This window comes from Rhodococcus koreensis (assembly GCF_017068375.1).
GTDB classification, from domain to species: domain Bacteria; phylum Actinomycetota; class Actinomycetes; order Mycobacteriales; family Mycobacteriaceae; genus Rhodococcus_F; species Rhodococcus_F koreensis.
Map to the genome: position 1 here is coordinate 7,785,517 of NZ_CP070609.1, position 19,779 is coordinate 7,805,295.

17 protein-coding genes are annotated in these 19,779 nt (G+C 69.1%); 11 read left to right on the forward strand and 6 right to left on the reverse strand.

Going from position 1 to position 19,779, the window contains the following annotated elements; genetic code table 11:
* Window positions 1-31: 31 nt before the first annotated feature.
* Window positions 32-2,236, reverse strand: a complete 2,205-nt coding sequence (locus JWS14_RS35260; RefSeq protein WP_072937762.1) for an RNA degradosome polyphosphate kinase — start codon at window positions 2,234-2,236, stop codon at window positions 32-34.
* 68 nt (window positions 2,237-2,304) lie between these two features.
* The gene (gene cofC, locus JWS14_RS35265; RefSeq protein ID WP_306454235.1) at window positions 2,305-3,006 is read right to left on the reverse strand and encodes a 2-phospho-L-lactate guanylyltransferase; all 702 of its coding nucleotides are present in this window, start codon (window positions 3,004-3,006) and stop codon (window positions 2,305-2,307) included.
* Between the two features lie 170 nt (window positions 3,007-3,176).
* Here cofC and JWS14_RS35270 point away from each other — a divergent pair, with 170 nt between their 5' ends.
* The 3 genes from JWS14_RS35270 (at window position 3,177) to JWS14_RS35280 (ending at window position 6,506) form a co-directional block, all read left to right on the forward strand.
* On the forward strand, window positions 3,177-4,175 hold the full coding sequence (locus JWS14_RS35270) for an NAD(P)H-dependent glycerol-3-phosphate dehydrogenase (RefSeq protein ID WP_072937764.1): 999 nt from the start codon (window positions 3,177-3,179) through the stop codon (window positions 4,173-4,175).
* Window positions 4,176-4,179: 4 nt separating this feature from the next.
* A complete protein-coding gene (locus JWS14_RS35275; RefSeq protein ID WP_095860785.1) occupies window positions 4,180-5,304 on the forward strand; it encodes a cystathionine gamma-lyase in 1,125 nt (374 codons plus the stop codon).
* A 95-nt stretch (window positions 5,305-5,399) separates the two neighbouring features.
* Window positions 5,400-6,506: a D-alanine--D-alanine ligase family protein gene (locus tag JWS14_RS35280; RefSeq protein WP_095860784.1), complete on the forward strand. Its 1,107-nt coding sequence runs from the start codon at window positions 5,400-5,402 to the stop codon at window positions 6,504-6,506.
* Between the two features lie 19 nt (window positions 6,507-6,525).
* Here JWS14_RS35280 and JWS14_RS35285 read toward each other — a convergent pair whose 3' ends face one another.
* On the reverse strand, window positions 6,526-7,122 hold the full coding sequence (locus JWS14_RS35285; protein WP_206015267.1) for a DUF3515 domain-containing protein: 597 nt from the start codon (window positions 7,120-7,122) through the stop codon (window positions 6,526-6,528).
* Between the two features lie 2 nt (window positions 7,123-7,124).
* Window positions 7,125-7,358, reverse strand: coding sequence for an Lrp/AsnC ligand binding domain-containing protein (locus JWS14_RS35290; RefSeq protein ID WP_072937768.1), 234 nt, complete (start codon window positions 7,356-7,358; stop codon window positions 7,125-7,127).
* 192 nt (window positions 7,359-7,550) lie between these two features.
* On the opposite strand from JWS14_RS35290, the gene JWS14_RS35295 reads away from it, so the two are divergent.
* From JWS14_RS35295 to JWS14_RS35305, 3 genes are read left to right on the forward strand one after another with little or no spacing between them, the layout of a single operon-like run.
* Complete coding sequence (locus JWS14_RS35295) at window positions 7,551-8,528, forward strand: thiamine-phosphate kinase (protein ID WP_206016249.1); 978 nt, start codon at window positions 7,551-7,553, stop codon at window positions 8,526-8,528.
* A gap of 9 nt (window positions 8,529-8,537) precedes the next feature.
* A complete protein-coding gene (locus tag JWS14_RS35300) occupies window positions 8,538-9,059 on the forward strand; it encodes a gamma carbonic anhydrase family protein (RefSeq protein ID WP_072937770.1) in 522 nt (173 codons plus the stop codon).
* Window positions 9,056-9,733 (forward strand): uracil-DNA glycosylase, encoded by a 678-nt coding sequence (locus JWS14_RS35305; protein ID WP_206016250.1) that lies wholly within the window; start codon window positions 9,056-9,058, stop codon window positions 9,731-9,733. The genes JWS14_RS35300 and JWS14_RS35305 overlap by 4 nt, the downstream gene beginning before the upstream one ends.
* A gap of 87 nt (window positions 9,734-9,820) precedes the next feature.
* Here JWS14_RS35305 and JWS14_RS35310 read toward each other — a convergent pair whose 3' ends face one another.
* Both JWS14_RS35310 and rpmB read right to left on the reverse strand, forming a co-directional pair.
* Window positions 9,821-10,609: an enoyl-CoA hydratase/isomerase family protein gene (locus JWS14_RS35310; protein ID WP_072937771.1), complete on the reverse strand. Its 789-nt coding sequence runs from the start codon at window positions 10,607-10,609 to the stop codon at window positions 9,821-9,823.
* 148 nt (window positions 10,610-10,757) lie between these two features.
* The gene (gene rpmB / locus JWS14_RS35315; protein WP_005240429.1) at window positions 10,758-10,949 is read right to left on the reverse strand and encodes a 50S ribosomal protein L28; all 192 of its coding nucleotides are present in this window, start codon (window positions 10,947-10,949) and stop codon (window positions 10,758-10,760) included.
* 236 nt (window positions 10,950-11,185) lie between these two features.
* Between rpmB and JWS14_RS35320 the strand changes: the two genes are divergently transcribed.
* The 5 genes from JWS14_RS35320 to coaD all read left to right on the forward strand — a co-directional run bounded on the left by JWS14_RS35320 (window position 11,186) and on the right by coaD (window position 19,731).
* Window positions 11,186-12,871, forward strand: a complete 1,686-nt coding sequence (locus tag JWS14_RS35320; RefSeq protein WP_206016251.1) for a DAK2 domain-containing protein — start codon at window positions 11,186-11,188, stop codon at window positions 12,869-12,871.
* A gap of 8 nt (window positions 12,872-12,879) precedes the next feature.
* Complete coding sequence (recG, locus tag JWS14_RS35325) at window positions 12,880-15,138, forward strand: ATP-dependent DNA helicase RecG (protein ID WP_206015268.1); 2,259 nt, start codon at window positions 12,880-12,882, stop codon at window positions 15,136-15,138.
* A 134-nt stretch (window positions 15,139-15,272) separates the two neighbouring features.
* Window positions 15,273-18,677 carry a pyruvate carboxylase gene (locus tag JWS14_RS35330; protein ID WP_072937774.1) on the forward strand — a complete coding sequence of 1,135 codons (3,405 nt, stop codon included), beginning with the start codon at window positions 15,273-15,275 and terminating at the stop codon, window positions 18,675-18,677.
* On the forward strand, window positions 18,674-19,240 hold the full coding sequence (rsmD, locus tag JWS14_RS35335; RefSeq protein WP_072937775.1) for a 16S rRNA (guanine(966)-N(2))-methyltransferase RsmD: 567 nt from the start codon (window positions 18,674-18,676) through the stop codon (window positions 19,238-19,240). The genes JWS14_RS35330 and rsmD overlap by 4 nt, the downstream gene beginning before the upstream one ends.
* A complete protein-coding gene (gene coaD / locus JWS14_RS35340) occupies window positions 19,237-19,731 on the forward strand; it encodes a pantetheine-phosphate adenylyltransferase (protein ID WP_015890262.1) in 495 nt (164 codons plus the stop codon). The genes rsmD and coaD overlap by 4 nt, the downstream gene beginning before the upstream one ends.
* The last annotated feature ends 48 nt before the right edge of the window (window positions 19,732-19,779 follow it).

A 19,779-nucleotide genomic window follows, 5' to 3' on the forward strand; every position in this document is an offset into this window, starting at 1 on the left:
TTCCTTCCCTACTGCCGCGGGTACGCCGCGATCAGGATCCGGTGCCCATTCGTTTGCGCATCATGGCCTCCTGGTGGTCCCGGACCTCCTCGCCGTGCGCGGGGGACGGAACCCACCGGCCGTCGGGTCCGAGCACCCAGCACCGCGTGACGGGATCGAGCGCCGAATCGACGATCTCGCCGATCTGAGCGGTGAGGCGAGGATCCTTCACCTGCGCCATGACCTCGACGCGTCGGTCGAGGTTGCGGTGCATCATGTCTGCGCTGCCGATCCAGAATTCGTCGGCGCCGCGGAAGTGGAAGACTCGCGAATGCTCGAGGAAACGGCCGAGGATCGACCGGACGTGGATGTTCTCGCTCAGTCCGGGAACTCCGGGCTTGAGGGCGCAGATGCCGCGGACGACGATCTCGACGGGCACGCCGGCCTTGGACGCGCGATAGAGCGCGTCGATCACCTGTTCGTCGACCAAGGCGTTGGCCTTCAGGAGGATTCCGGCGTCTTCGCCCCGCAATTTGTGCGCAATCTCACCGTCGATCCGCTCGATGATGCCCCGGCGCACACCGTACGGCGCGACGAGGAGGTTGCGATACTGGGTTTTCCGCGAGTAGCCGGTGAGCGAGTTGAACAGGTCGGTGAGGTCGGCGCCGATCTCCGGTGCCGCGGTGAGCAGACCGATGTCTTCGTACAGCCGGGCCGTCTTCGGGTTGTAGTTTCCGGTGCCGATGTGGCAGTAACGCCGGATGGTGGACCCCTCGCGGCGGACGACGAGGCACGTCTTGCAGTGGGTCTTGAGCCCGACCAGTCCGTACACCACGTGCACACCCGCGTGTTCGAGCTTGCGGGCCCATTTGATGTTCGCCTGCTCGTCGAATCGCGCCTTGATCTCGACCAGTGCGACAACCTGTTTGCCGGCCTCGGCGGCGGTGATCAGGGCGTCGACGATGGGGGAGTCGCCGGACGTGCGGTAGAGCGTCTGCTTGATCGCCAAAACCTGGGGGTCGGCGGCGGCCTGCTCGATGAAGCGTTGCACGCTGGTGGAGAACGAGTCGTACGGGTGGTGGACCAGGACGTCGCCGTCGCGAAGGGTGGAGAAGACGCTCTTGGGTGTTTCCCGCTCGCCGAACGCCGGATGCGTTGCGGGCACGAACGGTGCGTCCTTGAGGGCGGGCCGGTCGACGGCGTACACCTGCCAGAGGCACGACAGATCCAGCAGTCCGGGCACCTGGATGACGTCGCCGGGGTCGACGTCGAGTTCGCGCAGCAGGAGGTCGAGCATGTGTTCGGTCATGTCGTCGGCGACCTCGAGCCGGACGGGGGAGCCGAAGCGTCGCCGTGCGAGTTCCCGCTCGAGGGCCTGCAGGAGGTCCTCGTCGCGGTCTTCCTCGACCTCGAAGTCGGCGTTGCGGGTGATGCGGAAGGCGTGGTGTTCGACGATCTCCATGCCCGGGAACAGCATGTCGAGGTGGGCGGAGATCAGATCTTCCAGGGGCAGGAACGCGTCGATGGAGGACGGTGTCTCGTCGCGGCGGACGCGGACGAACCTGCCCACGTTGTCCGGAACCTTGACCCTCGCAAAGTGTTCGCCACCGGTGAGTGCGTCTTTCACTGTCACGGCGAGGTTGAGACTCAGGCCGCTGATGTAGGGGAACGGGTGGGCATGGTCGACGGCGAGCGGGGTGAGGACGGGGAAGATCTGGTCCTGGAAGTGCACCGACAGGCGGTCGCGGTCGTCGTCGGTGAGGTCGTCCCATCCGATGATGGAGATCCCTTCGGCGGCAAGCGCAGGACGCACCGAGTCGAGGAACACCCGCGCGGCCTTCTCCGAGATCTCCTGGGTACGGGTCGCGATCAGCGAGAGTTGCTCGCGAGGGGAGAGGCCGTCGGCTGACCGCACGGACAGGCCGGTCTCGTCGCGGCGCTTGAGTCCCGCGACCCGGACCATGAAGAACTCGTCCAGGTTGGAGGCGAAGATGGCGAGGAATTTGGCGCGCTCGAGCAGCGGCAGCGACGTGTCCTCGGCGAGTGCAAGTACTCGTGAATTGAAATCGAGCCAACTGAGTTCACGGTTGAGGTAACGATCTTCGGGGAGCCCGTCCGTCAGCGCGCTCGTGAGGGCACTCGTCGCAGCGGGGGGAGCCATCGGAACGTTCGTGGGGCTGGCCGTCACGATGCCGTCGCGGGTTCCGTTCTTTCCGTCGACGTCGGTCGGGTGATCGAGTGCTTCTCGGTTGCTCACTCCACGATCATCCCTCGAGAATTCGGCGGCGGACAATTGATGGGGCAAATTCACTCGGCGTGCGCGGGCTACTCGTTTCCGCAGCGCGAGGGCGCGGTGTGTTCGAGGGCGTCGAGTGCGGCTCGCGTCGCAGGTCCGACGCCGAGCGCCTGCGCGGCATCGAGATCGTCGGCGGTGTCGACGTCGGTCCGCAGCCCCGGCCAGTGGCCGTCGAGGGGACGTGCCCCGGAGTCGAGATGCCGCTTCGCCGATCCCGGTCCGAACCGGGGATCGAGGGGAATCGCCGGGTCGCAGGAGAACAGTGCGGCCGTTCCGGTGCCGTGATGATCGACGACCACCGACCTGCCGCCGGTTCTCGCCGCGGCGAGTGCTTCGCCGAATTCGCCTCCGCGCAGTGACGGAAGGTCTGCCTGCAGTGCGACGACGTCGACTCCGCTCTCGTTGCGGCGGACGTGCTCGGCCGCGGCGGCCAGGGCCGCGTTGAGTCCGTGCTCGGTGCCGCCCTCGTCCGGCAGATTTTCGGCGTCGACGGGGGTGGGGTCGGCGTAGACGTTCGCGCCGACGCTGCGGGCGAGCCGGGCCACCGCGGGATCCGGCGTGACCACGGTGACGCCGACGACCGTCGCGACGTCGCTGACGACGGCCAGGGTGTCGCGCAGCATCGACAGCACCAGTCCGGTGCGGTCGTCCGTGTCGAAGACACCCGACAGTCGCGTCTTGGCCGCGTGGAGTTCCTTCACCGCGACGAGTACGTGCGCGCGCGGCGCCACGGATCGGGTCGCTGTGCTCATGCGGATATCTTGCCAGCCCGCGCGGGGTGGTGCGCCGGACGCCCGGTCGCGGCTGAGCAGCGGACGAGTTCGGTAGCGGAGCGGCGCCCGACCTCGGCATCGGCAATACTGTGGGCGACGCATCGGGTAACGAACGACGAGGGGGCTGTGTGAGCAAGGCTGCGGTACTGGGAGCGGGTTCATGGGGGACTGCATTTGCGAAGGTCTTGGCCGACGCCGGGACCGATGTCACCATGTGGGCGCGACGCGCTGAGGTCGCCGAATCGATCGTGTCGCGGCACGAGAACGAGGATTACCTGCCGGGCATCGCCCTGCCTCCGTCGTTGACCGCCACCGACGACGCGCGGGCCGCGCTCGACGGCGCCGACATCGTCGTCCTCGCGGTGCCGTCGCAGTCCCTGCGCGACAACTTGCAGGTCTGGAGTCCGATGATCCCCGCGAACGCGACCATGCTGAGTCTCGCCAAGGGCATCGAGACCGGCACCCTCATGCGGATGAGTCAGGTGATCATTCAGGTCACCGGCGCGGATCCGGGGCGCGTCGCCGTGCTGTCCGGGCCCAATCTGGCCCGGGAGATCGCGATCGGCCAGCCGGCGGCCACGGTCGTCGCGTGCACGGATTCGACGCGGGCGCTCGAATTGCAGAAGGCCTCGGCCACCGGATACTTCCGGCCGTACACGAATTCGGACGTCATCGGCTGCGAGATCGGCGGCGCCTGCAAGAACGTCATCGCCCTCGCCTGCGGTATGGCATCGGGAATCGGTTTGGGAGAGAACACGATTGCGAGCATCATCACTCGCGGTCTCGCCGAGATCATCCGGCTCGGAGTTGCGCTCGGCGCGAAACCCGCCACCCTCGCGGGTCTCGCCGGGGTGGGCGATCTGGTCGCCACGTGCACGTCGCCCCTGTCCCGGAATCGGTCGTTCGGGGAGCGTCTCGGTCAGGGCGGATCGATCGAGAGCGCTCAGGCGGCCACCCACGGTCAGGTCGCCGAGGGCGTCAAATCGTGCTCGTCGGTGCGTGCTCTGGCCGCCAGTTACGACGTCGAGATGCCGCTGACCGATGCCGTGCACCGAGTGTGCCACGAGGGTCTCGTGGTGCAGGACGCGATCGGACAGTTGCTCGGCCGCCGTACGAAGCCGGAGTGAACACGTGAGTGGTGATTCGACCCGCTGCGTCAAAGCTGTTGCAGCAGAAAAGATTCCTGGTTCGCCGATGCAGAGGGGCCCGGTCTTCGCGGCGCCCTACCAGCTGAGCGCGGACGAGGGGAGTGAATCCGACACCTACGCGCGGGCCTCCAACCCGGGCTGGCGCGACCTCGAGTCGGCACTGGCGGCGCTCGAGGGCGCCGCGGGCGCGCTCGTCGTCGGCTCCGGGATGTCGGCGATCACCGTCGTGCTGCGGAGTCTGCTCACCGCCGGCGACACCGTCGTCGTACCGTCCGACGGCTACTACCAGGTGCGCGCGTACGCGCGGGAGCGTCTGGAGCCGATGGGCATCACCGTGCACGAACTGCGGACCGCCGACATGGCCGGCGAGGCGGCCGCAGCACTGCTGGCCTCCGCCGAGGGGACGACGGTCGTGGTGGCCGAGACCCCGGCCAACCCGTCCCTGGACGTGGTGGATCTGCGGGCCGTGTCCGAGCAGTGCGCGAACGCGGGCGCCGTTCTCGTGGTGGACAACACGACCGCCACCCCGCTCGGCCAGCAACCACTCGAGCTGGGTGCAGACGTGGTAGTCGCCAGCGGCACAAAGACTTTGAGCGGTCACAGCGATCTGCTCATGGGGTACATCGCCGCGTCCGACGCCGACTTCCTGGCCGGCATGGAACGGGAGAGGGCGCTGTCGGGCACGGTGCTGGGCCCCTTCGAGACGTGGCTCGCCCACCGGAGCCTCGGAACGGCGGGGCTGCGATTCGAGCGGCAATGCGCCAACGCCCTGGCGCTCGCGACCCTGCTGGAGACGCACCCGGCGGCCCACCACGTCCGGTACCCGGGGCTGCCCGGTGACCCCGCGCATGCCGTCGCCGCCGGGCAGATGCGCCGGTTCGGCGGGCTGGTGACGTTCGAGGTGGACTCCGCCGAACAGTTCCACCGGCTGGTGGCTGGCAGCGACCTCCTCGTACCGGCGACGAGTTTCGGCGGTATCCACACCAGCGCCGACCGCCGGGCCCGATGGGGCGACCCCGTGCCCGACGGGTTCGTGCGGCTCTCGTGCGGAATCGAGGACACCGACGACCTCGTCGCCGATCTCGAGAGTGCACTGTCCGCATTGTGACGTGCGTGCCGCCCGTCGTGTCCTGAGGTCGGCGAAGAAAACGTGAGGAGAGGTGGGTGCGGTGAGTCGGTCACGGCGACGGTACGGTTTGTGTCGTGAGTAAACCGCGTACCCGGGTAGCCGTCATCTTCGGTGGCCGCAGCAACGAGCATTCCGTGTCCTGTGTGTCGGCCGGAAGCGTCCTGAAGAATCTCGACCCGGAACGGTACGAGGTGGTGCCGATCGGCATCACCACCGAGGGTTCATGGGTTCTCGGCTCCACCGACCCCGAGACGCTGTCCATCCGCGGCCGGGCGCTGCCCAGCGTCGATGCCGACGGGTCCGCACTGGCGCTCACCGCCGACCCGACGCGATCCGGCGACCTCGTCGCCCTCGACGACGGCGAAGCGGGCAAGATCCTGGCGTCCGTCGACGTCGTCTTCCCGGTCCTGCACGGCGCCTACGGTGAGGACGGCACCATCCAGGGCCTGCTCGAACTCGCCGGACTTCCGTACGTCGGTCCCGGCGTGCTCGCGAGCGCGGCAGGCATGGACAAGGAATTCACGAAGAAGCTGCTCGCCGCGGAAGGCCTGCCGATCGGGTTCCAGGTCGTCCTGCGTCCCGGCACTGCGACGCTGACCGACGAACAGAAGTCGCGCCTCCACCTCCCGGTGTTCGTGAAACCGGCCCGCGGCGGGTCGTCCATCGGCATCACCCGGGTGGCCGAGTGGGCCGCACTCGACGACGCCATCGCCCATGCCCGCCGGCACGATCCCAAGGTGATCGTCGAATCGGGGATCGCCGGCCGCGAGGTCGAGTGCGGAGTCCTCGAGTTCCCGGACGGCGAGGTGCGGGCCAGCGTCATCGCCGAGATCCGGATGCCGGAAGGCGCCGACGACGACGAGGCGTTCTACGACTTCGACAGCAAATACCTCGACGACGTGTGCGAGTTCGACGTGCCCGCGAAACTCGAGGACTCGGTCAGCGACGAGATCCGCGAACTCGCGGTGCGCGCATTCTCCGCGCTCGACTGCCAGGGACTCGCACGCGTCGACTTCTTCGTCACCGAGGACGGCCCGGTGATCAACGAGATCAACACGATGCCGGGATTCACGTCTATCTCGATGTACCCGCGCATGTGGGACGCGGTGGGCGTCGACTACGGCACCCTCGTCTCGACGCTGGTCGACACCGCCCTCGCGCGCGGCACCGGCCTTCGATAGCGAAACGGCGGTCCGGCGGTCAGGGATTCGCGACCGGCGCCGGATCGAGGGGCTTCTGCGGCAGTGCCTGCGATACCGCGCCGGAGATGTCCTGGAGCGGAGTCGGGCCCACACCGATGGGAACGGTGAGTCCGACGTACACGCCGCGGTCGACGGCGAAATAGCTGCTCGCGTCGATTCCGGCGCTCGCACCGGAGATCTCGAACCACTGCACCCCGTCGATCACCTGAAGCGCGGACGCCTGATCGAACTCCGCGGGACGGTCCAGGCCGCACCGCAGCACGAGGGGTTCGCCCTCGGCCGGCTGCCACGCGGCGGTCGCCTCGGGTGCGGGTTCGGTAAGTTCCGCCCGGGTGTAGTCGCCGAGCGCGTCGGGGAGGCCCGCCATCAGGGCGGCGCACTCCGCGGACCCGGACGCCGGCGCCGGCGCCGGCCCCAGCGACACGGGTTCCTTGGCAGGGTTGCGGCCGGCGAAGACCGCGGCCACGACGATGCCGATGATCAGGGCAACGGGCAGTGCCACGGCCGTCGCGATGAGCGCCGGATTCCGTCGCTCCGCGAGGGCCGGGCCGGGAGTGCCGTCGGATGCATTCTGTTCGGGTTCGAGATCGGACATGCTCAGTTCTTGTTCGCAGACTTTTCGGGGACGTCGCAGGTGAGGGTGCGGGTGATGCCGGCGACCTGACGGATCTCCTTGACGACGGGAGCGACGTCGTCGGCGGACACCCGCACGATGACGTCGTACGGTCCGACCACGTCCTCGGCGGTCCGCACTCCGGTGATCTTCGCGATCTCGGTCGCGATCGCCGCAGCCTTGCCGACTTCGGTCTGGATCAGGATGAACGCTTGCACTCTCGCTCCGGCCCTTCCCTGCTCCGCCCCGCAGGTATCTCGGTAGAGTCGCGGGTGCTTCGGCGCGCTGATCGGTCACGTGCCGAGTAGTCCCGGCAACAGCTTGAAGGTACCGCAGTCGCACATTCCGTCGACCGGACCCACGGCCGTCGCGCGGGTCACCCGACACTACGGCGCGCCTGGAGGCACACCATCACACCGACGGATTCCCCGGACCCGACTCCGCCCCGCACCGTCGCCGACGTCGGCGAATTCGCCGTCATCGGCCGCGCGGTGCAGGGCCGGGTGCAGCCCCCGACCACCCTGATCGGCCCCGGAGACGACGCCGCTCTCGTTCGGGCGGCCGACGGTCGGGTGGCGGTGTCCGCCGACATGCTGGTGCAGGACAGGCATTTTCGACTCGACTGGTCTTCGCCGCGAGACATCGGTCGCAAGGCGGTGGCCCAGAACGCCGCCGACGTCGCGGCGATGGGTGCGCGACCGACAGCTTTCCTGGTGTCCCTCGGCCTGCCGCCGGACACGCCGATCGACGTGGCGGACGGCATCTCCGCGGCGATCGGGGAGAGCGCCGAGGAACTCGGAGCCGGTGTGGTGGGCGGGGATCTGGTGCAGGCCGCCCAGGTCGTGATTTCCGTCACCGTCCTCGGTGATCTCGGCGGCAGGAGCCCGATCCGGCGGTCGGGCGCGCGGCCGGGTGACGTGGTCGCGGTGGCCGGGGAACTCGGCCGATCGGCGGGCGGTCTCGCGTTGCTGCTCGGCGGATCCACGGATTTCCCGGACCTTCTCGCCGCGCACCGGGTCCCCACCCCGCCGTATGCCGCGGCGTGGGCCGCCGCGGACGGCGGTGTTCACGCGATGACCGACATCTCCGACGGGCTCCTCGCCGATCTCGGCCACATCTGCGAACAGTCCGGAGTCGGGATGTCGCTCAGCCGATCCGACGTGACCGTGTCGCCGGAACTGGTGTCGGCGGCGAAGGGTCTCGGCGCCGACCACTGGGAATGGGTGCTCACCGGGGGAGAGGACCACGGCTTCGCCGCCACCTTCCCCGGCGACGTCCCGCTCCCGGCGGGGTGGACCCGGATCGGTGTCGTCCACGACGGGTCCGGCATCTCGGTCGACGGCGAGACCTGGCCGGGGGCCGGCGGCTGGCAGAGTTTCGCGGTATAGGTTGCACGCATGGCTATCTACGCGCTCGGGGACCGCGAACCCGACATCCATCCGGACGCCTACGTCCACCCCGACGCCGTGGTGATCGGAAACGTGACCCTGGCGGCGGGAACCTCGGTGTGGCCGCAGGCCGTGCTTCGCGCCGACTACGGCACCATCACCGTCGGCGCCGACACCAACATCCAGGACGGCACCGTGATCCACTGCACGGTGTTCGATCCCACCGTCATCGGCTCGGGCTGCGTCGTCGGCCACGCGGCGCACATCGAGGGGTCGACGATCGGCGACCACTGCCTGATCGCGTCCGGTTCGATCGTGCTCAACGGTTCGGTCATCGGCGCAGGGTCGATCGTCGGAGCAGGTGCCGTCGTCCCGTTCAAGTTCGAGGTTCCGCCGCGGAGCATGGCGCTCGGTGTCCCCGCGAAGATCCGGCAGGGCTACGAGGTCCCCGAGGGGCACCTCGACAGGAACGTGAAGATGTACGCCGCGAACGCGGCCTACTACCGCGAGTCGCTGCGCAGGCTCGACTGATGGCGGCGCCGCTGTCGGACCTCGTCGAGGCAGGATGGGCCGAGGCGCTCGAACCGGTGGCCGGGCGGATCACGGAGATGGGCGCGTTTCTGCGCGCGGAGATCGCCGACGGTCGTGAGTACCTGCCCGCCGGGGAGAACGTCCTGAGGGCGTTCACCCACCCGTTCTCCGAGGTCAAGGTCCTGATCGTGGGCCAGGACCCGTACCCCACACCCGGTCACGCCGTCGGTCTCAGCTTCTCGGTGGCTCCGGAGGTGAAACCGGTGCCGCGCAGTCTCGGCAACATCTTCACCGAGTACAGCAAGGACCTCGGTTACCAGACGCCGACCACCGGCGACCTCACCCCGTGGTCCCGTCAGGGCGTGCTCCTGCTGAACAGGGTTCTCACCGTGCAGCCCGGACTCCCGGCCTCGCACCGGAAGAAGGGCTGGGAGGCGGTCACCGAACAGGCCATTCGCGCTCTCGTGGCGCGCCCCGAACCCCTCGTCGCGATTCTGTGGGGCCGGGACGCGTCCACCCTGAAACCGATGCTCGGCGACGTGCCGACGATCGAGTCGGCGCACCCCTCACCGTTGTCGGCGTCACGCGGATTCTTCGGTTCGCGGCCGTTCAGCCGCGCGAACGAACTCCTCGACGGCCTGGGCTCGGAACCGGTGAACTGGCAGCTGCCGTAAGCCGCCCGCCCGCGGGACGGCGAGGGCGGCGCGGACGGGACCGTCAGTCCTGCGTGTCCTTCACCGACGCGAAATCCGCACGACGCTTCACTTCACTGATGCGAAATCGGCACGCCTCTTCTCCACGAACGCGTCGACGCCCTCGCGTCCCACCGGGCTGTCGGCCGCGGCGGCGATCGACTCGGCCTCCGCGTCGAGTTGCTCGGCGAGCGTGCGCGACCGCGAATCGCGCACGAGTGTCTTGATCCCCGAGTACGACGACGTCGGGCCGGCGGCGAGGGTGCGGGCGAGCCGGAGCGCCTCGTCCTGGACGACGTCGTCGCCGACGAGGCGGCTGAGGATGCCGAGGCGAACGGCCTCGTCACCGCTGAGAACGGCGTCGGTGATCAGGATCTCACGCGCACGGGCGTCGCCGACGATGCGCGGCAGCGTCCAGGACATGCCGCCGTCCGGCGTGTAGCCGATCGACGGGTAGGCGGGGCGCAGCTTGGTGCCGGGGCCACCGATCGCGACGTCCGTGAGGCAGACGAGGCTCATGCCGGCGCCCGCCGCCCAGCCGTGGACACCGGCGATCACCGGAACGGTCACGGCGTCGAGAGCCCGAACGAAGTCGTGGAAGACGCCCGCCACCTCGGCGACGCACTCGCTGCGCACCGGTGCGGACGCGAAGGCGCGGACGTTGCCGCCCGCGCAGAAGTTCGGGCCCTCCCCGACGAGGAGGACGCTGCCGATCCGGTCACCGACCGCTTCGAGCGCGCGGGCACCCTGCACCAAACCCTCGCCGTCCAGCGAGGTGCCGTTCTCCGCCGTCGCGATCGTGACGCGCAGGACGCCGTCTTCGAGCTGTACTTTGCTGAATCCATCGAGAGAAGTCACCGTTGCACCCTACGTGGGCCCCTGCCGGTGCCCGTCGTGCCCCGATGCGCTGCGACGATGCCGAATCGGGCCGCAGTCGCGACAGAAAAGAACTGCGCCCCCGACACCGAAGTGTCGGGGGCGCAGTGACATCGCACGCAGCGTCGGGTCAGCCCCGAGCAACCTTTCCAGCCTTCAGGCAGGACGTGCAGACGTTGACCTTCCGGGTGTTTCCGGGGGCAACCTCGGCACGAACAGTCTGGATGTTCGGGTTCCAGCGACGGTTGGTACGCCGGTGCGAGTGCGAGACCGACTTACCGAAGCCGGGCCCCTTGGCGCATACGTCGCAGACGGCAGCCATAGTCGCGAACTCCTTCAAGATAGTGAACTGTGAAATTTGCTGGCCTCGTGGAAACAGGGCACAGCAAGTGCGCCCGTAACGAGGCAACCGTGCAAGAGTAGCCGCTCGAGTGGGGAATGGCCAAACCCGGTCCCGAACGGCTCGGACCGCGGGCCCGATCACCGTCCCCCGACTAGTCTGGCGGCACCTTCACCATTCCCCGGCCGGAGAGGACGACTGTGGCCCCTGAGCTCCCGATGGACGGTCGAGTCCTCGAGTTGTGGGCGCGGACCGCCGTCGCGGGACTGGAACGGCGGTGCGAGGAGATCAACAGCCTCAACGTCTTTCCGATCCCGGACTCGGACACCGGCACCAACCTGCTGTTCACGATGCGCGCGGCGCTGGGTGCGATCGACGAGTACGCGGGCGCCGACGGCGGCACCAAGGACGTCCGCCAGGTGGCGATCGCCCTGGCGCGGGGTGCGGTCGCCGGCGCCCGCGGGAACTCCGGGGTGATCCTGTCGCAGGTGCTGCGGGGGGTCGCGGAAGCGGCCGTCGCGTCCGCCGTCGACACCCGGACGGTCCGGACCGGACTGCTGATGGCCACCAACCTGGTGACGGACGCGGTGAGCTACCTGGTGGAAGGCACCATCGTCACCGTGCTGCGCTGTGCCGCCGACGCGGCGGCGGAGTTCCCGAACGAGGCTCCGGTCGCGGACACCGCCCGCGCGGCCGCCGACGCGGCGGCGGCCGCGCTCACCAGGACGCCGTCGCAACTCGAGGTGCTGGGCACCGCAGGCGTCGTCGATGCGGGCGGACTCGGACTCGTGGTCATCCTCGACGCGCTCGTCACCGCCGTCACGGGCGCGCCGCCGGACCGCCCTCCGATCGCACTCCACGTCCCGCGACGCACCCCGTCCGCGCGCCGCGCCGAACCCGTCGCCGTCGGCGAGGTGCAGGCAGCGCACGCGCATCCGGGACCCGGACCCGACTGCGGCGAGGGCTCGGACCAGGACTTCGAGGTGATGTACCTGGTCGCGGAGTCCGACGAGGCCCGGATGGCCGGGCTGCGCGGCGCGCTGAACGACCTCGGGGACTCGATCGTGATCGTCGGCGACGGCGACGGCGGCTGGTCGGTGCACGTGCACTGCACGGACGCGGGCGCCGCCGTGGAAGCCGGACTCGCGGCGGGACGCATCCACGGAATCCGGGTCAGCAGCTTCCTCGTGGACGCTCGGGACCAGGGGCTGCTCGTTCCGCCGGTCCGGACACGGCCGGATCAGGGCGAGCGGGGAATCGTCGCCGTCGTGGCCGGAGACGGCGCCGCCGAACTGTTCGCGAGCGAGGGCGCGACGATCCTGCGCTGCGACGACGCCCCCGTCACCCGCGCCCAGCTCCTCGGCGTCATCCGGCAGATGGGACGCACAGAGGTGCTCGTCCTCCCCAACGGCGCGTTGACGGCGCAGGAACTCGTCGCGGTCAGCGCCGCGGCGCGCGACGCCCGGCACGAGGTCCTGTTGCTCGCGACGTCCGCGATGGTGCAGGGACTCGCCTCCCTGGCGGTGCACGATCCCGAGCGCGAGGCGGTGGACGACGCGTTCGCGATGTCCGAGGCCGCCGCCGCCACCCGCTGGGGGTCGCTGCGGATCGCCCGCGAACGTGCCCTCACCTACGTGGGCACGTGCGAGCCGGGAGACGGCATCGGACTGATGGGTCACGAGGTGATCGTCATCGAACCGGACGCGGTCGCCGCCGGACGCCGGCTCGTCGACCTCGTCCTCGGCGCTGGTGGAGAACTGGTGACACTCCTGATGGGCTCGGAAGCGCCGGAGGGGCTCGACACCGAACTGGCCGATCACATCTCGCAGCGGCACCCCGGCGTCGAGGTGATGATCTACCACGGAGGACAACCTGGAGATCTGTTGCAACTCGGGGTGGAATGAGGAATTCGATGGCCACATTGTCCGACCGGCTCGATCATCTGCTGGGGAAGAAGACCGCCGACGCGCTCGAGGAGGCGTTCGACATCAGCACGGTCGAGGACCTGCTGCGGCACTACCCGCACCGGTACGCCTCGCAGGGCCGGGAGCTCGCCGAGAAGGACCCGCCGGAGGGCGAGCACATCACGATCATCGCCCGGGTCACGTCCGCGGCCGTCGTGAAGATGAAGAACCGGCCGGGCAGCATGCTCAAGGTGGTCCTGTCGACCGACACCCAGAACGTGGACGTCACCTTCTTCAGTCCGCAGAAGGTCAAGCACGTGATCAAGCCCGGCGTGCGCGCGATGTTCTCGGGAACGGTGAAGTACTTCCGCAGCAAGTGGAGCCTCACCCACCCGAGCTACCTCGTCCTTCCCGAACCCCGCGCGGGCAGTGAGGACCCCGTCGTCAACGTCGGCCGGATACGCGGCGCCGGCGACCTCGCGGGCATCGCCCGGGCGTCGCAGGAAGCCGGAGCCGGGGTCGACATGTCGGTGTTCGACCGCGCGCTGATCCCGCTCTACCCCGCCACCCGGGACGTCGAGAGCTGGACGATCATGAAATGCGTCCGCCAGATCCTGGACCAGCTCGACCACGTCGACGACCCGCTGCCGGAGAACGTCCGGGCCGAACGGGACCTGATCGGACTCGACGAAGCGCTGCGGTCGGTCCACCTGCCCGACACCCGCGAGGACGTCGAGAACGCCCACGACCGGTTGCGGTTCGACGAGGCGACCGCGCTGCAACTGGTGCTCGCCTGTCGCCGCCACGACAACGCCGAGCGGGTCGCACCGGCGTGCTCGCCCGTGCCCGGCGGGATCGCGGACGTGTTCGAGAGCATGCTCCCGTTCCAGCTCACCGACGGTCAGCACTCGGTCGCCGACGAGATCTCCGCCGATCTGGCGCAACCACACCCGATGAGCAGGCTGCTGCAGGGTGAGGTCGGTTCGGGCAAGACGATCGTGGCCCTGCGCGCCATGCTCCAGGTGGTCGACGCCGGCTACCAGTGCGCGCTGCTCGCGCCCACCGAGGTGCTCGCCACGCAGCACGCCCGGTCGCTGCGGGCGATGCTCGGCACCCTCGCGACCGCCGGGGAACTCGGCGCGCACGAGAAGGCGACACGGGTGGCGCTGCTGATGGGGTCGATGGGCGTCGCCGCCAAACGAACGGCCATGAACGAGGCGATCACCGGCGACGCCGGAATCGTCATCGGCACGCACGCCCTGATCCAGGACAACGTCGAATTCTTCAACCTCGGGATGGTGGTCGTCGACGAGCAGCACCGGTTCGGTGTCGAGCAGCGCGACCGGCTGCGGTCGAGGGCGCGGGAGGGCCTGAGCCCGCACCTGCTGGTGATGACGGCGACGCCGATTCCCCGCACCATCGCGATGACCGTGCTCGGCGATCTGGAGGTGTCGACGCTGCGCCAGCTGCCGAAGGGGCGTTCCCCGATCAAGAGCAGTGTGGTACCCGCGTCCCAGAAGCCGCAGTGGGTCGCGCGGGCGTGGGAACGGATCCGCGAGGACGTGGCCGACGGGCGGCAGGCGTACGTCGTGTGTTCACGGATCGGCGACGGCGAGAAGGGCGACGGCGAGGACGCGTTCGACGAGAAGGCGCCCGAGACGAAGTCCGCCGTCGACGTGTTCGAGGAACTGAGCGGCGACATCATGCCCGACCTGCGGGTGGGACTGCTGCACGGCAGGCTGCCCGCGGACGAGAAGGACGCGGTGATGCGCGACTTCACGGCCGGCGACATCGACGTCCTCGTGTGCACCACGGTGGTCGAGGTCGGAGTCGACGTCCCGAACGCGACGATCATGGTGATCGTCGACGCGGACCGTTTCGGCGTCAGCCAGCTGCACCAGCTGCGCGGACGCGTCGGCCGTGGCAAACACCAGGGGCTGTGCATTCTCGTCACGGAAATGAACCCGGGCGGCCCCGCCTACGAGCGACTGTCGAACGTGGCGTCGACCAACGACGGCTTCGAACTCGCGCAGCTCGACCTCGCCACCCGTCGCGAGGGCGACATCCTCGGTGCGGCGCAGTCGGGCACGACGTCGACGCTGCGGCTGTTGTCGCTGCTCGGCCACGAGGACGTCATCGCGGCGGCGTCCGAGTTCGCGCGGTCGGTGATCGCGGACGATCCGCGGCTCGAGAATCACCCGGGGCTGTCGGCGATGGTGACGTCGGCGCTCGACGCCGACCGCATCGAATATTTGGAGAAAACGTGAGAACTTCGCACGTCTGTTTCGGGTCTGTTGCAGAATTCGCACACGTCAGGGGGGTCTTTGTGAAGTTTGTGGAGAATCTTGCAATGTGGGATGCCTGTTCTCCACGGCCGTCTTCGACGGGGTAGTTTGCTCCAATGTTCTCCAAAGTCCTGGTCGCCAACCGTGGCGAAATTGCGATCCGCGCTTTCCGTGCCGCCTACGAACTAGGTGCTGGAACGGTTGCGGTGTTCCCGTACGAGGATCGGAACTCGATCCACCGTCTGAAGGCCGACGAGAGTTATCAGATCGGCGAGGAGGGACACCCGGTTCGGGCGTACCTCTCCGTCGACGAGATCGTCTCCGCGGCCAAGCAGGCAGGCGCCGATGCCATCTACCCCGGCTACGGCTTCCTTTCCGAGAACCCGGATCTCGCCGCCGCGTGCGCCGAGGCGGGCATCACGTTCGTCGGTCCCTCCGCCGAGGTGCTCGAGCTCACCGGAAACAAGGCGCGCGCGATCGCCGCGGCGAAGGCGGCCGGTCTGCCGGTGCTGGCGTCGTCGGAGCCGTCCGCCGATGTGAACGAGTTGCTGGCCGCGGCCGAGACCATGCAGTTCCCGCTGTTCGTGAAGGCCGTCGCAGGCGGCGGTGGCCGCGGCATGCGCCGGGTCGCCGAGCGGGCACAGCTCAAGGAGTCCATCGAGGCGGCCGCCCGCGAGGCCGAGTCGGCGTTCGGTGACCCGACGGTGTTCCTCGAGCAGGCGGTCGTCGACCCGCGGCACATCGAGGTCCAGATCCTGGCCGACGGTCAGGGCAACGTCATCCACCTGTTCGAGCGGGACTGCTCGCTGCAGCGCAGGCACCAGAAGGTCATCGAACTCGCGCCGGCCCCGAACCTTCCGGAAGAGCTGCGGGCGAAGATCTGCGCCGACGCCGTCGCGTTCGCGAAGGAGATCAACTACTCCTGTGCGGGCACCGTCGAATTCCTCCTCGACACCCGCGGCAACCACGTGTTCATCGAAATGAACCCGCGCATCCAGGTCGAGCACACCGTCACCGAAGAGGTCACCGACGTCGACCTCGTGCAGTCCCAGCTGCGGATCGCGTCGGGGGAGACCCTCGCCGATCTGGGCCTGAGTCAGGACAAGATCACGCTGCGCGGTGCGGCGTTGCAGTGCCGCATCACCACCGAGGACCCGGCCAACGGGTTCCGTCCGGACACCGGCCGGATCACCGCGTACCGCACACCGGGCGGCGCCGGCATCCGTCTCGACGGCGGTGCCACCCTCGGCGCCGAGGTGGGCGCGTACTTCGACTCGATGCTCGTCAAGCTCACCTGCCGCGGCCGCGACCTCGAAACCGCGGTCGCCCGGGCCCGCCGCGCGGTCACCGAGTTCCGCATCCGCGGCGTGTCGACGAACATCCCGTTCCTGCAGGCCGTGCTCGACGACCCCGATTTCAAGGCGGGCCGGGTCACCACCTCGTTCATCGAGGAACGCCCCGAGCTGCTCACGCTGCGCAGCTCCGCCGACCGTGGCACCAAGATCCTGTCCTACCTCGCCGACGTGACGGTCAACAAGCCGCACGGCGAGCGGCCGTCGGCGGTGTACCCGCGCGACAAGCTGCCCCAGATCGACCTGTCCGCCCCGCCGCAGGACGGCAGCCGCCAGAAGCTCCTCGCCCTCGGGCCGGAGGGATTCGCCAAGGCACTGCGGGAGCAGAAGGCACTCGCGGTCACCGAGACCACGTTCCGCGACGCCCACCAGTCGCTGCTCGCGACCCGTGTGCGCACCAGCGGTCTGCTCGACGTCGCCGGGCACGTCGCCCGGATGACCCCGGAACTGCTCTCGATCGAGGCGTGGGGCGGTGCCACCTACGATGTGGCGCTGCGGTTCCTGCACGAGGACCCCTGGTACCGGCTGTCGGCGCTGCGTGAGGCCGTGCCCAACATCTGCCTGCAGATGCTGCTGCGCGGCCGGAACACCGTCGGGTACACCCCGTACCCGGAGAAGGTGACGCGGGCGTTCGTCGAGGAGGCCACGAACAGCGGCATCGACATCTTCCGCATCTTCGACGCCCTCAACAACGTCGACCAGATGCGGCCGGCCATCGACGCCGTCCGCGAGACCGGCACCTCGGTCGCCGAGGTCGCCCTGTCCTACACCGGCGACCTGTCGAACCCGAACGAGAAGCTGTACACCCTCGACTACTACCTGCGCCTGGCGGAGGAGATCGTCGAGGCCGGTGCGCACATCATCGCGATCAAGGACATGGCCGGACTGCTCCGCGCCCCGGCCGCCACCACGCTGGTGACCGCGCTGCGGAAGAACTTCGACCTGCCCGTGCACGTGCACACCCACGACACCCCGGGCGGACAGCTCGCGACGTACCTGGCCGCGTGGCAGGCGGGCGCGGACGCCGTCGACGGCGCGTCGGCCGCACTGGCGGGCACCACCAGCCAGCCGGCGTTGTCGGCCATCGTGGCCGCGGCGGCGCACTCGGAGCACGACACCGGCCTGGACCTGCAGGCCGTGTGCGACCTCGAGCCGTACTGGGAGGCGCTCCGCAAGGTCTACAAGCCGTTCGAGTCCGGGCTGCCCGCCCCCACCGGGCGTGTCTACACGCACGAGATCCCGGGCGGTCAGCTGTCGAACCTGCGCACACAGGCAGTGGCCCTCGGGCTCGGCGACAAGTTCGAGGAGGTCGAGGCCAAGTACGCGGCCGCCGACCGGATGCTCGGCCGCCTCGTGAAGGTCACCCCGTCGTCGAAGGTGGTCGGCGACCTCGCCCTGCACCTCGTCGGCTCCGGTGCCTCCACCGAGGAGTTCAAGGAGAACCCCGCGAAGTTCGACATCCCCGACTCGGTGGTCGGGTTCCTGCGCGGCGAACTGGGCACCCCGCCCGGTGGCTGGCCGGAACCGTTCCGCACCCGGGCACTCGAAGGCCGTGGCGACGCCAAGCCCGAGGTGCCGCTGTCCGCGGAGGACGAGAAGGCCCTCGCCGGCACGTCCGCGGAGCGCCGCGCGACGCTGAACCGGCTGCTGTTCCCCGGCCCGACGAAGGAATTCCTCGAGCACCGGGACAAGTACGGCGACACCTCGCAGCTGTCGGCGAACCAGTTCTTCTACGGACTGCGCCGCGGCGACGAGCACCGGGTCCGCCTCGCGCAGGGTGTCGAGCTGCTCATCGGGCTCGAGGCCATTTCCGAACCCGACGAGCGTGGATACCGCACCGTCATGGCCATCCTCAACGGGCAGTTGCGTCCGGTGTCGGTGCGTGACCGGTCGATCTCCAGTGAGATCCCCGCCGCGGAGAAGGCCGACAAGAACAACCCCGGCCACGTGCCTGCGCCGTTCGCCGGTGTGGTGACCCTCGCCGTCACCGAGGGCCAGCATGTCGCCGCCGGCGACACGATCGCCACCATCGAGGCCATGAAGATGGAAGCGGCCATCACCGCACCCCGCGGTGGCACCGTCTCCCGGCTGGCCATCGGTTCGGTTCAGCAGGTGGAGGGCGGCGACCTCCTCGCCGTCGTGGCGACGGGGGAGTCCGCGAGCGAGTGACTCGGATCATCGCGGGACTCGCAGGCGGTCGACGCCTGCGGGTCCCGCCGAGCGGGACCCGGCCCACCTCGGACCGGGTCCGCGAGGCATTGTTCAGCGCCCTGCACAGCAGGATGGACCTCGAGGGCGCGTCCGTCCTCGATCTCTACGCGGGATCGGGGGCGCTCGGCCTCGAGGCGCTGTCCCGGGGTGCGGATCGCGTCGTCCTCGTCGAGTCCGACTCGAAGGCGACAGGCATCATCAAACACAACGTGACGACGGTCGGCCTGCCCGGCGCGGAAGTCCGCGGCGCCCCGGTGGCCGCGGTGCTCGCGGGCACCGCCGACCGGCCGTACGACCTGGTGATGGCGGATCCGCCATACGCCGTCGACGATGCGGCGGTGCAGACGGTCCTCGGTCACCTGCGGGTGAACGGCTGGGTCGGCGACGGCTCGATCGTGGTGCTCGAGCGGTCGTCGAGGTCACCCGAGACGGCCTGGCCCGACGGCTTCGCGCCCGTCAAGGCGAAGAAGTACGGTGAGGCGAGAATCGAATTGGCGACCTGCTACGGTCTGGACTCATGACTGGCGCTGTCTGCCCCGGATCCTTCGACCCCGTGACCAATGGCCACCTTGACGTGATCGGCAGAGCTGCCGCGCAGTTCGACGAGGTCATCGTGACGGTCATGGTCAACAAGAACAAGCGTGGCCTTTTCACCGTCGAGGAACGCATCGAGATGCTCGAAGACTCGACCGCCGATCTGCCCAACGTGCGGGTCTCCTCCTGGCACGGCCTGCTGGTGGATTACGCCAAGCAGCAAGGGATCACGGCGATCGTCAAGGGCCTGCGCGGTGCCAACGACTTCGACTACGAGCTGCAGATGGCGCAAATGAACCAGAAGCTCAGTGGTGTCGACACCCTCTTCATCCCGACCAACCCCACTTACAGCTACCTGTCGAGTTCGCTCGTGAAGGAAGTGGCCACCTTCGGTGGCGACGTCTCCGACATGCTCCCGGAGAAGGTGCACGCCCGCCTTCTCACGAGGATCGCCGAGCGCGCCGCCGAGAGCAGCTGATACCCGACACACCGGCTGCCAGGACCCGCCCGCGGCGTCCGGTCGTGC